At 39.4% G+C, this 16,882-nt stretch carries 11 protein-coding genes; 4 read left to right on the forward strand and 7 right to left on the reverse strand.

The genetic code is table 11. From position 1 onward, the window contains the following. Nucleotides 1-24: 24 nt before the first annotated feature. Genes ureC through ABN256_RS05850 form a run of 4 tightly spaced genes read right to left on the reverse strand, consistent with a single transcriptional unit; the run spans nt 25 to nt 3,220 of the window. The gene (ureC, locus tag ABN256_RS05835; RefSeq protein WP_196554778.1) at nt 25-1,728 is read right to left on the reverse strand and encodes an urease subunit alpha; all 1,704 of its coding nucleotides are present in this window, start codon (nt 1,726-1,728) and stop codon (nt 25-27) included. Further along, nucleotides 1,725-2,051 carry an urease subunit beta gene (locus ABN256_RS05840; RefSeq protein ID WP_196554779.1) on the reverse strand — a complete coding sequence of 109 codons (327 nt, stop codon included), beginning with the start codon at nt 2,049-2,051 and terminating at the stop codon, nt 1,725-1,727. Before ABN256_RS05840 ends, ureC begins: the two co-directional genes overlap by 4 nt. A gap of 8 nt (nt 2,052-2,059) precedes the next feature. Beyond that, entirely contained in the window at nt 2,060-2,362 is a 303-nt protein-coding gene (locus ABN256_RS05845) for an urease subunit gamma (RefSeq protein WP_004908484.1), read from the reverse strand. A gap of 21 nt (nt 2,363-2,383) precedes the next feature. Continuing rightward, nucleotides 2,384-3,220 carry an urease accessory protein UreD gene (locus tag ABN256_RS05850; RefSeq protein WP_196554780.1) on the reverse strand — a complete coding sequence of 279 codons (837 nt, stop codon included), beginning with the start codon at nt 3,218-3,220 and terminating at the stop codon, nt 2,384-2,386. Between the two features lie 486 nt (nt 3,221-3,706). Here ABN256_RS05850 and ABN256_RS05855 point away from each other — a divergent pair, with 486 nt between their 5' ends. After that, a complete protein-coding gene (locus ABN256_RS05855) occupies nt 3,707-4,597 on the forward strand; it encodes an AraC family transcriptional regulator (RefSeq protein ID WP_196554781.1) in 891 nt (296 codons plus the stop codon). Nucleotides 4,598-4,599: 2 nt separating this feature from the next. Here ABN256_RS05855 and mtgA read toward each other — a convergent pair whose 3' ends face one another. From mtgA to arcB, 3 genes are all read right to left on the reverse strand, one after another. Then, a complete protein-coding gene (gene mtgA / locus ABN256_RS05860; RefSeq protein ID WP_196554782.1) occupies nt 4,600-5,301 on the reverse strand; it encodes a monofunctional biosynthetic peptidoglycan transglycosylase in 702 nt (233 codons plus the stop codon). 20 nt (nt 5,302-5,321) lie between these two features. Then, nucleotides 5,322-5,972, reverse strand: a complete 651-nt coding sequence (elbB, locus tag ABN256_RS05865) for an isoprenoid biosynthesis glyoxalase ElbB (RefSeq protein ID WP_196554815.1) — start codon at nt 5,970-5,972, stop codon at nt 5,322-5,324. A gap of 237 nt (nt 5,973-6,209) precedes the next feature. Then, entirely contained in the window at nt 6,210-8,546 is a 2,337-nt protein-coding gene (gene arcB, locus ABN256_RS05870) for an aerobic respiration two-component sensor histidine kinase ArcB (RefSeq protein ID WP_196554783.1), read from the reverse strand. 672 nt (nt 8,547-9,218) lie between these two features. Here arcB and gltB point away from each other — a divergent pair. The 3 genes from gltB (at nt 9,219) to dcuC (ending at nt 16,870) form a co-directional block, all read left to right on the forward strand. After that, nucleotides 9,219-13,679 carry a glutamate synthase large subunit gene (gene gltB / locus ABN256_RS05875; protein WP_197269570.1) on the forward strand — a complete coding sequence of 1,487 codons (4,461 nt, stop codon included), beginning with the start codon at nt 9,219-9,221 and terminating at the stop codon, nt 13,677-13,679. A gap of 9 nt (nt 13,680-13,688) precedes the next feature. Next, a complete protein-coding gene (locus tag ABN256_RS05880; protein ID WP_197269571.1) occupies nt 13,689-15,086 on the forward strand; it encodes a glutamate synthase small subunit GltD family protein in 1,398 nt (465 codons plus the stop codon). 509 nt (nt 15,087-15,595) lie between these two features. Next, complete coding sequence (gene dcuC, locus ABN256_RS05885) at nt 15,596-16,870, forward strand: C4-dicarboxylate transporter DcuC (protein WP_072069754.1); 1,275 nt, start codon at nt 15,596-15,598, stop codon at nt 16,868-16,870. Nucleotides 16,871-16,882 lie beyond the last annotated feature (12 nt).

The following is a 16,882-nucleotide window of genomic DNA, read 5'->3' on the forward strand; positions in this document are numbered from 1 at the left end:
TCTATGTTCTCAATAACACGCCGATTAAAAGAGGAAGTAGCGTTGTGCCATCGGTAATTGTGTTGCAGGCTCACACACTAATGGCACACCATCTGCTTTCACAATATAAGTTTGTGGATCTAGCTCAATATGTGGCACATAGCTATTGTGGATCATCGATGCTTTTGACACGCTACGACAACCTTGGACTCGACCAATTAAGCTCTTTAAGCCAAGCTTTTCAGGCACACCGGCTTCAATGCCGGCTTTTGACATAAAGATCATTGACGTTTGGTATTTTGCTTTACCTAAACAGGCATACATTGGGCGATAATGCACAGGCTGAGGCGTTGGAATAGCTGCGTTAATATCCCCCATTGGTGCATAAGCAACCATTCCACCTTTCATGATCAATGCGGGTTTCACGCCAAAGAAAGCCGGTTCCCATAAAACCAGATCAGCCAACTTCCCTTTTTCAATAGAACCCACTTCATGTGCAATACCATGCGCTAAAGCAGGATTAATAGTGTATTTCGCTACATAGCGTTTAATGCGACAGTTATCACTTTCAGCAGTATCACCTTCTAATGTACCGCGTTGTAATTTCATTTTGTGCGCACATTGCCAAGTACGAAGAATAACTTCACCTACGCGCCCCATTGCCTGTGAGTCTGACGACATAACAGAAATAGCACCCATATCATGTAAGATATCTTCCGCAGCAATAGTTTCGCGACGAATACGAGATTCAGCAAAGGCCACATCTTCTGGAATAGAAGGATCAAGGTGATGGCAAACCATTAACATATCGAGATGTTCATCTACCGTGTTAATGGTATAAGGCATCGTTGGGTTGGTTGATGCAGGTAAAATATTCGGTTCCCCAACTGATTTAATCACATCCGGCGCATGCCCACCGCCAGCACCTTCTGTATGGAAAACGTGGATCACACGACCTGCTATCGCTTTTACCGTTTCTTCATAAAAACCACCTTCATTTAAGGTGTCAGAGTGAATAGCGACTTGCACATCCATTTCATCAGCAACATTAAGGCAATTGTGAATTGCCATTGGTGTTGCGCCCCAATCTTCATGAATTTTTAGACCAATAGCCCCTGCTTCAATCTGCTCACGAACTGCTTCCGGTCTACTCACGCAACCTTTACCAAATAACCCCACATTAATAGGCAATTCATCAACGGCTTCTAGCATGCGATGCATGTTCCAAATACCCGGCGTGACTGTGGTTGCATTCGTTCCTGCAACGGGCCCTGTGCCACCACCAATAAAAGTAGTCACACCAGAGACTAAACCTTCTTGTGCTTGTTGAGGACAGATAAAGTGAATATGGGTATCAACACCACCAGCAGTAACAATTTTACCTTCACCCGCAACCACTTCAGTGGCAGGCCCTACGATAATATCCACATTAGGTTGCACATCAGGGTTGCCTGCTTTACCGATACCCACAATACGGCCATCTTTAATACCGATATCCGCTTTTACGATACCCCAATGGTCTAAAATTATGGCGTTAGTGATAAGCACATCAACACACTCGGCATTGACAACTTGGCTTTGCCCCATGCCATCACGAATAACTTTACCACCACCAAATTTAACCTCTTCACCATAAGTGGTGAAATCTTTTTCAATTTCAAGAAAAAGCTCTGTATCGGCTAATCGCAGACGATCGCCTGTTGTTGGGCCAAACATGTCTGCATAAGCTTGACGTGAGATAGTTTTCATTTTTTCTCACTCTCCAATTTACCCATCACTTTGCCGTGAAAACCATAAATTTCACGTTTTCCTGCAAAAGCCACTAATTCAACTGTACGGCTTTGACCGGGTTCAAAACGAACCGCCATACCTGCTGGAATATTTAAACGAAAACCCAATGTGCCTTTTCGCTCAAATTTCAGCGCATCATTTACCTCATAGAAATGATAATGAGACCCCACCTGTACGGGTCTATCACCATGATTAGCCACTTGTATTGTCTTTGTTTCTCGGCCTACATTAAGCTCAATATCGCCTAATGTTTGGTTAACTCTAATTTCACCGGGTATCATGTTGTTACCTACACAATAGGATCATGGATAGAAACAAGTTTTGTACCATCAGGAAACGTACACTCTACTTGAATGTCTTTTATCATTTCTGGTACCCCTTCCATCACCTGCTCTGCCGTTAAAACAGTGCGTCCTTCACTCATTAACTGGGCAACGGTTTTACCATCACGAGCACCTTCCATAATGGCACAACTAATCAATGCAACTGCTTCAGGATAATTAAGCTTAAGCCCTCTCGCTAAGCGTCTTTCAGCAACAAGGCCCGCTGTAAAAAGCAGTAATTTATCTTTTTCTCTTGGTGTTAATTCCATTTCTGCTCCTAAAATTAACGATTATGTCGCCCATATACGAGGCGGCTCAGGGCAATACCCTAACCAGTGTTGTCTGACGGTTTGCCAAACTTGAGCAAAACACGCCATCATCGGCTCTGTTTGTGAGCCTAATAGCCGTAAAACTAAAATACCGTCTACATCGGTTAAACCATATTCGATAACAGGGTTATAAGAGGCTGAAAAAGCCTCAACACATTGTTGAATAAGATTTTTTAATTCATCAGCTGCTGGATAAATATAAAGCGAACCCAACATGGGAAACTCACGCATTGCGGCGGCTTTATTTTGTAAACCATTAACAAAAAGCGATTCTGTTAATGTCAGCTTTTCATCAATATAAAAATTAAAGCGCCCTTTAACATTGCCATTTTCAAACCATTCATTTAAAACCGGACGACCAAAACATTGAATTTCCCACCCAATAAATCTGGCAGTAGATGCAATATGAATATGTGTTTCTAGATGTACTTGAGCATCAGGAAAAAAAATATTCTCCTGTGGAAGCCACTCTAAAAAACCATTCGATGCGACCTTTAATGTTTGAATTTGACGAGCCACACCACCAGCACTACGGTAAAACTTGGTTGCACCAGGTGTGGTAAGCAATGCATGAGCTTCAGATTGAACATCAATATTGATCAGTAATTTATCACCACCGACTACCCCACCTGGAGGATGGAGTAAATAAGTGTGTGCAATACCTTGCTCAGGATAAAAAGGACGCTGAACCATTAGCGGGCCAACATGGCGTTTTTCTGTAAGACGTGTCATTCCCCGTTTTACGTCATAACGTAAAACGATTTCAGCAAGCCAACCCTTCCCTGAAAAGTCAGACATACTCACTCCTGCCAACTCGGCAAAATTATCAATAAATCAGGAAAATACGTGAAAACATACAGCACTATCCATAAGATTGTGTCATTCAAAATCAAATAGAAAATAAGCTAATGAATGTTGGATAGGGTGTGGGTAAAAAGACAAACTGTGATAACCTAAAAACAGGATAATCCCCTTCGTCTGTGACGCGCGATTCTACACCTTATTACGAAAAATGCGTTTTAAATAAATAGCATTTTATTTAGAAAAAATAACACTGATTAAAATAAATGTAGAAAATGAGCGTATATCTATATTGTCATCTTTTATCAACGGGATTATATTCTGTGCGACTGTCGTGCAGTTTCGCATGATAGCTCTCATTCTTAACTAGAATAATCTCTCTATTTATTCTAGATATAACTTATTCGTTTATACAATAAATGAGTTCACATTAAATATTTAAGCAACATTGATGCTTAGCTTGCCTGCGGTATATTGGAGATTATGGAATACAAACACATTCTGTCTTCTAACCAGATGTCTTTAAAAACGTTTTACATCGAAAATCCGATGATAGCGATGGTTAGTGGCGCAAAAGGTACAATTTGCATCAATGGACAAACTATTGATGTATCAACCCATTTGACTCTTATTATTCCCAAATATAGCCAAGTTTCCTGTGATATTGTTAATCAATTCACCCATAAATCGATTGAACTACATACCCTCGTTTTATGCGAAACAGAGCTTCAATCTGTCTTTTCTTTATTAAAGCCTTTAATTAAATCAAGCTCTCCACTGACAAGCCATCTTCCTGCTTATCATTTATCCACACCTGAAGTGGTAAAAAGCAACTTTGGCATACTCAAACAGTGTTTACCGCTACCTCATGGCTCTCCTTCTCAAGAAACCATGTTTATGCAACAGTGTCTGTTCTTTATTTTAATGGCGGTATATCAAGAAGGCGTCGATATTTTAAATATCTTCCGATTTAATTATGACGAACCCAAAAATCAGGCAATTACGCATTTAATCACACAAGATCCACAACGAAAATGGCATTTAGAAGATGTAGCAAAAACGCTCTTTACCACCCCATCAACACTGCGTCGTCATTTAAATAAAGAAGGGGTTTCATTTTGTCAATTGCTGTTAGATGTCAGAATGGGGATCGCCTTAAATTATCTAACATTCTCTAATTATTCTGTCTTTCAAATCAGCCATCGTTGTGGCTTTGGGAGTAATGCCTATTTTTGCGATGCTTTTAAACGTAAATACGGTATCACGCCATCACAATTTCGAATTCAGTCTCGTCAGGCTAATGATCCTTCTGCAATAACGAAATTGTCAGAAAAAATTGCAGAACCAGATAGAAAAATATTTCAAACTTTATAATGTTATGACAAATCATTTTTCTTTAAAAAAGTGACTCCACCTAATAATCGCATTTGATTTAGGATCCACTGTTGCCGTTTTAAGACGTAAGCTGAAGGTTTATTAACGTGATAGATGTGAGGATTAGGTAAAACTGCAGCTAATAGGGCTGCTTCTTGTTGAGTAAGTTGTTTAGCAGGCTTTCTAAAATAATGTTGGGAGGCCTGTTCTACACCAAAGATCCCATCACCAAACTCAACAATATTTAGATATACCGTTAAAATACGTTTTTTTGACCAGATCAGCTCAACAACGGGCGTCATGCCTGCCTCAAGCCCTTTTCTTATCCAACTACGACCATCCCATAAAAAAAGATTTTTGACTGTTTGTTGAGAAATTGTCGATGCACCTCGTAATGTTTTCCCACCGTTATGATTTTTTTTGAAAACTTTCTCAATAGCATCAAAATCAAAACCCCAATGTTTGGGGAAATTTTGATCTTCAGAAGCAATAACCGCCAAATACATCGCTGGTGCTATCTCTTTTTCACCAACCCAAGTGGAATGAGACACATAAGAGAAATCAAACTCACTCCAAGCAGAAATTTGTCTTTGGATCATAACAGCAGAAAAAGGCACTGGTAAAAAAGAAAACAGCACAACTATTAACAGCCACAAAGCAATTAGAATAATTAATAGTTTCTTTAACTTTCTCACCAGTGTCATCTGCTGTTTTCGCCTATACATTAAGCCATTTCAAGGACTTTCTTAACCAATTTTTCAATACCCACCTGTGCTTGTGCAATAGACTGCGCAAGCATATATGCAGGAGTGGTTACTACTCGATATTCTTCATCAACAACAATATCATCAACAGGGCAATCTATATGGACTCCCCCCATTTTTTCAATAGCACTGGCTGTTGCAATATCATTTCCTATTGTTAATTTAACTGGAGCATTTAACATTTTCGGTAACATAACGGGAGCAATACAGATTAACCCTAATGGTTTTTTCTGTTGATGCATGGCTTGAACAAACCTTAAGAGATCTTTGTTAATTTCACACTCACTCCCTTTCGTGGCAAAGTTGCATAAATTCTTCGCAGCACCAAAGCCACCAGGAATAATGACTGCATCAAAGTTTTCGGCCTTTGCATCTGATAAAGGGGATATTTTTCCACGAGAAATACGCGAAGATTCTTCCATCATATTTCTTTTTTCTGATATTTCCTCACCTGTAATATGATTAATTACAGTTGGTTGTAAATCATTAGGTGAAAAATAATGAACTTCAGCATTATTTTGGCTTAAAGCAAGCATTGTTAGCACTGATTCATGGATTTCGCTTCCATCAAACACACCACAGCCACTTAAAATTACCGCAATTGATTTCATATCTTTCTCCATTTGTAGTAGATTACTAGTTACCCATTTATAGGTGTAAACACCAATCGCCATCACATATTTAAATGTTTCTTGTAACAAAAAAACTTATCTTTGCTATTTTGTTGCTTGTATGATGTATGGAATAGTTTCATCCTATTCGCCTATGCAATGAGAATCAAAAAAAGCGGGTAGAAAAGTTTCCCTGGTGTTGGCGCAGTATTCGCGCACCCCAACCTTCGGTTGGGGTTATTTTTTTCTAGCCCCTGCTAACCAGTTTCTTAAACTTTCCACATCCTTTCTCCAATCCTTCCCTAGTTCATCTACCCACTCTTGCACATTGTCCCACCAAGCAGGTAATTCCGGTGATTGGATCTGTTTAGCGAGTTGCTGTAAATGTTTTAAACCAATAGAACCCGCGGCTCCTTTGATTTTATGTCCTTCCTCAGTGATGCCCTTCTGATCACGTGCTGTCAGATTAGATTCGAGGACTGACATATAACTTGGCATCATCTTTTCAAAAACATCTAAACCATCAGTGATTAATTGAGGTCCGACAAGTTCGATGTATTGATTCAGCATGTCTATATCTAACAACTCTTCATTTTTATTCAACAATTCCGATGGCTCATTACATGGCACAGAAACCGCACCATCTCCCCAGAATTTGTTGATAATTGCGGTAAGCGCATCTACAGAAAGTGGTTTACTCAATACGTCGTTCATTCCCGCATCTAAATACTCTTTTTTATCTTTCAAAACATTTGCAGTTAATGCAATCAATGGCGGAAGTTCATTACTGTCAAATTCTTGACGTAATTTTCTTGAAATATCAAACCCTGTCATATCAGGTAATTGAATGTCTAATAGCACTAAATCATATTCATCAGGCTTAAACATCGATAAAGCTTCTTGTCCGGTCATTGCTACATCAACGGTATTACCTAACTTCTCTAAAACTGAACAGGCGACAATAACGTTAAGCTCAATATCTTCAACAAGCAGAATATTTAATGCTGGCAATAAGAACTCATCATCATTCTCAATATCAAGATGTTCTTCAATCGTAGGAGCAACGATAGTGAGCGTGAAGACAGATCCCTTACCTAACTCACTTTCTACATGAATATCACCGCCCATATGCTGTGCTAGGCGTTTTGAAACGGCAAGTCCAATCCCTGTTCCTGTTGCAGAACGTCCACCTTGACTATCATTGACTTGATAGTACATTGCGAAAATCTTCTCAAGCTCACTTTTAGGGATACCGATACCACTGTCTTTGACTTCGAAGAACAACTTATCAGGGGCTTCTTGCCAAATGCGAACTTTGATTTCACCTTCTTGCGTAAATTTCACAGCATTACCAATGAGATTCCATAAGATCTGACGTAATCGAGTTCCGTCAGAGGTTATCTTATGTGGTAAGGTTTCCTCTGCTTCGAGTGTGAATTTCAATCCTTTTGGCTGTACTAACAACCCTGAAAGGTTTTCTAAATCAGAAATAAATTCAGTAAAATCGATTGGCTGGTTATCTAGCTGAATTTTTCGACGCTCAATCTTATCCATTTCAATCACGTCATTGAAAATATTACCTAACGTAATCGCACTCACATGGATCGTTTTTAAATAATTGAGTTGCTCTGGTGAAAGCTCGGTATCCAATAAAATACGACTTAACCCAACAATGCCATTAAGCGGTGTACGCAATTCATGGCTGATTGTTGAGATAAAGGTAGTTTTATCACGGCTAGCGTTCTCTAACGCGTCTTGATAGCGCTTACGCTCTGTAATGTCACGTCCAAAGCCCATTAATCCATGACGCTTACCAATACGGTCATAAAACGGCACTTTACGTAATTCAAAACAGGCTTTTCGCCCATCCGGGTATACCAGCCACTGCTCATACGTAAGTGAGACATTGTGACGAAAAACTTTCTCATCGGTTTCCATCACTTTTATCGCAATATCTTCGTCATATACATCAAGTGGTGTTAAACCGATAAGTTGCTTCTCACTTTTACCCGTCAGTAATTCTGTTGCGCGGTTACATCCTGAAAATTCATTATCTTCATTACGGTAATAAACCAAGTCAGGAGAGGCATCAAGGAATGAACGTAACAGTGAAGATTGTTGTTCCAGTTCTATTTGCGTCAACTCACGACGCTTCATTTCATTTTTGAGTTTTTCCAAAAGTTCGAGATGCGCTTTTTCAACTTTTTCACGCTCTTGAATTTCCAAGTTTAATTGCTCAATATTCTCTTTTAATTGAGAATTAAGCTCTAAATCACGCTGTCGCATTACACCAAGCTTATCTACCATACGAGATAAACGACGTCGTGATTCCTCCAGTTGTTCAACGACAACCGAAAGAAAATAGACAGCCCAAGGCGTAATAATCAGCCCAAAGAAAATAGAGCGAACAAGGTCAATACTGGTAACATCACCTGCAAGCAAGAATGTTACCGCCATTTGAACAACCATCGCTAAAACAACTAATGCAGAAGCTAACAACAACGAGAAGCGAATAAGCCCTAGCCTCATCATTAAGTCAACGTAGTATTGGGCAAGCCCTTTGAGCAATTTCATTGAAAACTCCAATATATTGAATCTATGGAATGATAACCCAAAAATGAATTGGCGCAGTGGCGAACATTCAGAAATCTAATTAAGAGAGGCTATTTTTCATTATTTTGTTTGATTTAACTGTTTATTTTCTCTCAACAAGCCTATCCGAGATATATGCATTCATAAAAATAATACAAAACCAAGTAACATAAACAATAGAGATATCAACGATAAATAGACCTTATTAGGAAAAATTCAATTTGTCTTTTTTTATACAAAATGTATAAAAACAATAAAATTCCAAAATCAATATATCCATTAGAATAACTCACTACCCGTTTTTATCATTAAAGGATGAGATAAAGCTAAACCGCTCAAATAAAGTGATATAGCTCACATTAAAAAATCACTTCCTTACTATTTTAAAATAGAATAATTTAGTTATTAATCAATATTTTAAAATGAAAATTTCCTTATCTGTTTTATCTCAGTCAAATATCCCTACACATTGACCTGATTTTTATTTATCGATAAGTTGAAAAGGCATTGCATAGCAATATAAAAAACACATCAAGCTAGGCAAACACAACATCACCCGACTGAGTACCCATAAATTTACCTACATACTTTGAGCCAAAACGTTCCTTTGCGCTCTTTTTTGAGGTGCCCAGTAAACTAAGTAGGAAGCAAAAAATGTTCTATCAAAAGACACAGGAAAAAGACAATTGTGGGTTTGGATTGATCGCGCATATTGAAGGGCAAGCCAGCCATAAGATTGTCAGAAATGCCATACATGGTCTCGCCAGAATGCAACATCGTGGCGCGATTCTTTCTGATGGTAAAACTGGTGATGGTTGCGGATTACTCTTACAAAAACCAGAACGTTTTTTCCAATTAGTTGCACAAGAAAAAGGCTGGCATTTAGCAAAAAACTACGCAGTAGGGATGCTATTTTTAAGTCAAGATCCCAATATTGCCACACAATGCCGTCTCATTGTCGAAGAAGAGCTACAACGTGAAACGCTTTCTATTGTTGGCTGGCGTAAAGTTCCTATCAACACAGATATTCTAGGTAGCATTGCCCTTTCTTCGCTTCCTTTAATCGAACAAGTCTTTGTTAATGCCCCTGCAGGCTGGCGGATAAGTGATATTGAAAGACGACTCTTTATTGCCCGTAGACGAATTGAAAAGCGTATCACTGACAGTGATTTTTATATTTGTAGCCTTTCCAATTTGGTGACGGTTTATAAAGGCCTTTGTATGGCCATCGATTTACCGCGTTTTTTTACCGACCTCGCTGATCTACGCATGGAATCTTCAATTTGCTTATTCCACCAGCGTTTTTCCACTAATACCACACCAAGATGGCCACTCGCCCAACCTTTTCGTTATTTAGCACATAACGGTGAAATTAATACCATCACAGGTAATCGCCAATGGGCCAGAGCCCGTGCCTATAAATTTCATACCCCACTTATTCCTGATCTACAAAGTGCCGCTCCTTTTGTGAATGAAAGTGGCTCAGATTCAAGTTCACTCGACAATATGCTAGAGCTTTTTCTCAATGGTGGTATGGATATTGTTCGTTCTATGCGACTACTCGTTCCTCCTGCGTGGCAAAATAATCCTCAAATGGACGATGATTTGCGGGCATTTTTTGATTTTAACTCAATGCACATGGAGCCTTGGGATGGTCCGGCTGGTATTGTGTTATCAGATGGCCGTTATGCAGCTTGTACTCTTGATAGAAACGGTTTACGCCCCGCTCGCTATGTGATCACCACAGATAACATCATTACTTGTGCTTCTGAAATTGGTATTTGGGATTATCAGCCTGATGAAGTACGAGAAAAAGGACGTGTTGGCCCCGGTGAACTAATGGTAATTGATACTCATAATGGACGTATTTTACACTCAGCTGAAACCGATGAAGATTTAAAAAGGCGTCATCCTTATAAATTGTGGCTTGAACGTAACGTTAAGCGTTTAACACCATTTGAAGCACTACCAGAACAACAAGCAACTGGCCAACGAGCCTTTGATGACACATTATTAGCAACGTATCAAAAACAATTTGCATATAGCCAAGAAGAGCTAGAAAACATTTTGCATGTACTTGCAGAAAATGGACAAGAAGCCACAGGTTCAATGGGTGATGACACTCCATTTGCAGTGTTATCTCAACGTCCACGTCTTATTTATGACTATTTTAGACAGAAGTTCGCACAGGTCACGAATCCACCAATAGACTCATTAAGAGAAGCTCATGTCATGTCTTTAGCGACATGTATTGGACGTGAAATGAATGTGTTCTGCGAAGCTGAAGGCCAAGCTCATCGGCTCAGTTTTAAATCCCCTATTTTACTCTATAGCGATTTTCAACAACTTATTAATCAAGAAAGTCCCTATTACCGCGCTATTCATCTTGATATCACGTATCAACCAATAGGATCTAACCTAGAAACAGCTTTGCGCCAATTATGTGTAAAAGCACAACAGGAAGTCCGCAACGGTGCTGTTTTACTGATTTTATCAGATAGAAATATCGCTAAAGAGCGACTACCTATTCCTGCACCTATGGCGGTGGGTGCAGTACAAAAAGCATTAGTAGATAATAACTTACGCTGTGATGCCAATATTATTGTCGAAACTGCCAGTGCTCGTGATCCACACCATTTCGCCGTTTTACTCGGATTTGGTGCTACCGCGATCTACCCTTATCTTGCTTACGAATCTTTAGCTCAACGTGTTGATAAAAAAATCCTGCAAGGCTCTTATGCTCAAATGATGCTCAATTACCGTAATGGTATAAATAAAGGCCTGTATAAAATCATGTCTAAAATGGGCATTTCAACCGTCGCCTCTTACCGTTGCTCTCAACTTTTTGAAGCTGTCGGATTAAACGATAACGTTGTTAAGCTCTGTTTTGCAGGTGTTGATAATCGGATTAATGGCGCTGACTTTAGTGATTTTGAACATGACTTATTTAATCTATCAAAACGAGCGTGGTTAACTCGTTATCCTTTAGAAACGGGGGGATTATTAAAATATGCGCATAAAGGTGAATACCATGCCTACAACCCCGATGTCGTTCAAGCATTACAGAAAGCTGTAAATAGTGGGGAATATACTGACTATCAGCACTATGCAAACCTTGTGCAACAACGCCCAATAACAACATTACGCGATATGTTAGTGCTTAATAAAAAGGCAACAGCCATCTCAATTGAAGAAGTCGAGCCTGAAACCGAATTATTTAAACGCTTTGATACTGCGGCAATGTCAATTGGCGCATTAAGCCGAGAAGCTCATGAAGCCCTTGCAGAAGCGATGAATACCTTAGGTGGCTTTTCAAATTCAGGAGAAGGTGGCGAAGATCCGACACGTTACGGCACCAATAAAGTCTCTCGGATCAAACAAATTGCTTCAGGTCGCTTTGGTGTGACTCCCTCTTATTTAATGAGTGCTGATGTTTTACAAATCAAAGTGGCACAAGGGGCAAAACCGGGTGAAGGCGGGCAACTTCCCGGAGATAAAGTGACACCTTATATTGCGCAACTGCGTTATGCTGTACCCGGTGTCACTCTAATATCACCCCCTCCTCATCACGATATCTACTCTATTGAAGATTTAGCTCAGCTTATTTTTGATTTAAAACAGATAAACCCAACGGCACTAATTTCTGTAAAATTGGTTTCAGAACCAGGCGTTGGCACTATTGCCACTGGTGTTGCCAAAGCTTATGCCGATTTGATCACTATTGCAGGTTATGACGGGGGGACAGGAGCAAGTCCACTAACCTCAGTAAAATATGCTGGAAGCCCGTGGGAATTAGGCTTGGTTGAAACACAACAAGCGCTAGTGGCAAATAATCTACGTCATAAAATTCGTTTACAAATCGATGGTGGATTAAAAACAGGTTTAGATATCATTAAAGCGGCTATCTTAGGCGCGGAGAGTTTTGGGTTTGGTACAGGCCCCATGGTGGCACTAGGCTGTAAATATTTGCGTATTTGTCATTTAAATAATTGCGCAATGGGTGTTGCAACCCAAGATGAAACACTCCGCCGTAATCATTATCACGGATTACCAGAACGCGTTATTAACTACTTTCGTTTTATTGCACAAGAAACTCGTGAATTAATGGCCTTACTCGGTGTTAGAAAAATCACGGATTTAATTGGTCGAACCGACCTGCTTTCATGCCTTGAAGGCGTTAGCAGTAAGCAACAAAAACTCTCCTTAGGTGGATTGCTAGAAACCGCAACGTCACCATCAGGTTATGCGCTTTATTGTCAGGAAAACAATAATACTTATGATAAGGGCGAATTAAACCAACGCATTGTTACTCAAACCATTCAAGCAGTTGAGCAGCAAAAAAGCCAAACGTATTATTTTGATATTCGTAATACTGACCGTTCTGTTGGCGCAACATTATCTGGCATTATTGCTAAGAAATATGGCGAAAGTGGCCTATCTGCAACCCCGATTAAACTTCATTTTACAGGAACAGCTGGCCAAAGTTTTGGCGTCTGGAATGCTCAAGGTGTTGAATTAACCTTAGTGGGCGATGCTAATGATTATGTAGGAAAAGGCATGGCAGGAGGACGTATCATTGTTTCCCCTCCTGTTGGCTCTGCCTTTAAAAATCATCACGCTACGATTATGGGTAATACCTGTCTTTATGGCGCTACAGGTGGAAAACTTTATGCGTCAGGTTTAGCTGGCGAGCGTTTTGCGGTGAGAAACTCTGGTGCAATTGCAGTGGTTGAAGGTGTCGGCGATAACGGTTGTGAATATATGACGGGGGGTATTGTCTGCATTCTGGGCAAAACCGGTATTAACTTTGGCGCAGGAATGACAGGTGGATTTGCCTATCTGTTAGATGAAGATTCAACATTATCACAACGAGTCAATACTTCATCTATTGAGTTGCTTCCTGTTGCATCCTTTGCCATTCTCGCTGAACATTTACGAGGCATGATTGCAGAGCATGTAAGATTAACAAGCTCACAGCAAGGTGAAATGTTACTTTCACAGTGGGAATATTGGTCACAACACTTTAAATTAGTTAAGCCCAAATCCAGTGATGTCAATGCGTTACTTGGTCATCCTCGCCGTTCATCTGCTGAATTACGCGTTCAGGCACAATAGGAGAATATTATGAGTCAGAATGTGTATCAGTTTATCGACTTAAATCGTATTGAGCCGACCAAAAAACCATTAGCTATTCGCAAAATTGAGTTTGTTGAAATATATGAGGCTTTTTCACCGCAACAAGCCACAGCACAAGCTGATCGCTGTTTAGGTTGTGGTAATCCATATTGTGAATGGAAATGCCCTGTTCATAATTACATCCCGAACTGGCTAAAGCTTGCAAATGAAGGGCGCATTATTGAAGCCGCTGAGCTTTCTCATCAAACAAACAGTTTGCCGGAAATTTGTGGTCGAGTTTGCCCTCAAGATAGGCTTTGTGAAGGCGCCTGTACACTCAATGATGATTTTGGTGCCGTTACAATTGGCAATATTGAACGTTATATCAACGACACCGCTTTAGCACAAGGATGGCGTCCCGATCTTTCTCAGGTCACAATGACCGATAAAAAAGTCGCAATTATCGGTGCAGGCCCTGCAGGCCTTGCCTGTGCAGATGTTCTTATTCGACAAGGTGTAAAACCGGTTGTTTATGATAAGCACTCTGAAATTGGTGGCTTACTTACATTTGGTATCCCTTCTTTTAAACTCGAAAAGTCGCTAATGATCCGACGTCGTGAGCTATTTAGTGAAATGGGTATTGAATTTTGCCTTAATACTGAAGTTGGTAAAGATATCACTTTAGATACTCTTATTACGCAATATGACGCTGTTTTTCTTGGATTAGGTACTTATCACAGCCTAAGTGGTCATTTTTCTAATGAAAAGGCAGAGGGGGTTTATAGCGCACTGCCTTATTTAATTGGTAATACTCGTTATTTAATGGGGTATAACGAAGATCCTCAAACACCTTATATTGACCTTAAAGATAAAAATGTTGTGGTATTAGGTGGGGGTGATACGGCAATGGATTGTGTTCGCACAGCCATTCGACAAGGAGCGAATAAAGTTACCTGTGTCTATCGCCGTGATGAAAACAATATGCCGGGTTCTAAACGTGAAGTGAAAAATGCCAAAGAAGAAGGAGGTGAATTTTTATTTAATCTCCAACCTATGGATATTGAAGTCGATAATCAAAATAAAGTGGTTGGTATTCGCGTTATAAAAACTAAAAATGATAAAACATTAATTCCTATTGAAGGTAGTGAACATGAATTACCTGCCGATGCTGTTATTCTCGCATTTGGCTTTAAACCTGCACATTATCCGTGGTTAGATGAAAATAATATTGAATATACATCTTCAGGGCGAATTATTATTTCAAACAATCAAGAAATATCAAATCAAACAACAAATCCTAAAGTATTTGCAGGGGGAGATATTGTTCGAGGCTCTGATCTTGTAGTGACAGCAATAGCTGAGGGAAGAGAGGCGGCAGAAGGTATTTTGCAGTATTTATCCTGTTAAATATCATTTGTTTTTGATATTTAAAATAACAATTTCTCTTACTAATTATCCCATTTAATTTAAGTGGGATAATTTTATTAATGCTTTATTGCTATAAATAAATAATACTTAAGGATCATAAAAATATCTCATCAAATAATCATTCTCATTACCATTTAATATAAATTATTAAATAATATTTTGATAAAAATAGATATTCTTTTTTGTATCAAAATAACACTCTTACTCTATAGTAAATATAATTTCTTTTCGTATTTTTTACTTTGCCTCTTTTTATTTAACTTTTCTGCCATCTTTTAATGATAATTGTTTTACAGCATTTGTTAATAACATCACAGTCTAAAAAAATAGATTTTATTTCGACTATTAAATTTGATAACAATCAAATATTGTCAATCTACCAACTTCATAATGGAGTCACCTAATAACTTTACAGAAAAATATAATTTATTGATGTTAGGTTCGTTTTCACAATTAATAGTATTGTCATAATTAACTAGGGGATCACTATGGTGATGCAACTGATAGCAGTAGCCGTTATTATTGTAACTGTCTATTTGCTAATAAAAAAATATGAAACCCGAATGGTGCTTATTGGTGCGGGCTTATTACTCTGTATTTTAAGCCTATCCCCATTAGATGCGTTTACCGCATTTAGTGAGCGCATGGTGTCTTCATCATTAATTCAAGCAATCTGTGCGAGTATGGGTTTTGCTTATGTTATGAAATACACCAAATGTGATATGCATCTGGTGCACGTATTATCAAAAGTAATGACTCGTCTTGGTTTCTTCCTTATTCCAGCAACAGTTATTGTCACTTATTTCATTAATATCGCAATCCCTTCAGCAGCAGGTTGTGCGGCGGCGGTAGGAGCGACATTAATCCCATTATTAATCGCGGCCCGTATTCACCCAGCTATCGCTGGTGGTGCCGTGTTATGTGGTACTATCGGTTCGATGTTAAGCCCAGGTATGTCGCATAATGCCTTCGTTGCTAACATGGCTAATATGGAAGTGGTTGACTTAATTGCTCGCCATAGCCCATACAGCTTAATGGCTGGCGGTATTGCTGCGGTTTCGCTTGCTGTTGTCGCTTTAGTGAAAAAAGAGTTCAAAATGGCTTCTGTTACTGGTGATGCATCTTCTTCATCAGCGCAGGCAACACCAGAAGCTATTCGCCCGAACTATTTATACGCAACAGCACCTTTCATTCCATTAATCCTGTTGATCCTGCCATTCTTTGAGACTTTCAGTACATTTAAACTGTCAGTACCAGCAGCAATGTTAATTGGTTCTATCTATGCCCTATTCATCACATTAACTAACCCTGCTCAAATTACTAAAGAGTTCTTTAAAGGTATGGGTAATGCTTATGGTGATGTATTAGGTATCATCATTGCAGCAGCCGTATTCGCAGCAGGTCTGAAAGCATCTGGTTTAATCGACGCGTTCATCAACTTCTTAACTCACTCTCCTGAATTTGCTCGTTGGGGTGGTACTTTAGGGCCATTCTTAATGGGTATTATCACAGGTTCTGGTGACGCAGCAGCATTCGCATTCAACGAAACAGTAACACCTCATGCTGCACAATTTGGTTATGAAATCCCAGACATGGGTATGGCCGCAGCGTTATCTGGCGCATTAGGTCGTACAATGTCACCACTGGCAGGAGCAGCAATTGTTTGTGCTGGTCTTGCAAATGTTAACCCTATGGAAATCGCAAAACGTACTGCACCAGGTATGATTATCGGCGTCATCGCTGTTGCGTTATTCATGTTATAAGTGGAGAAATGA

The organism is Proteus sp. fly-1008 (assembly GCF_040140305.1).
Classification (GTDB): Bacteria; Pseudomonadota; Gammaproteobacteria; order Enterobacterales; family Enterobacteriaceae; genus Proteus; species Proteus vulgaris_B.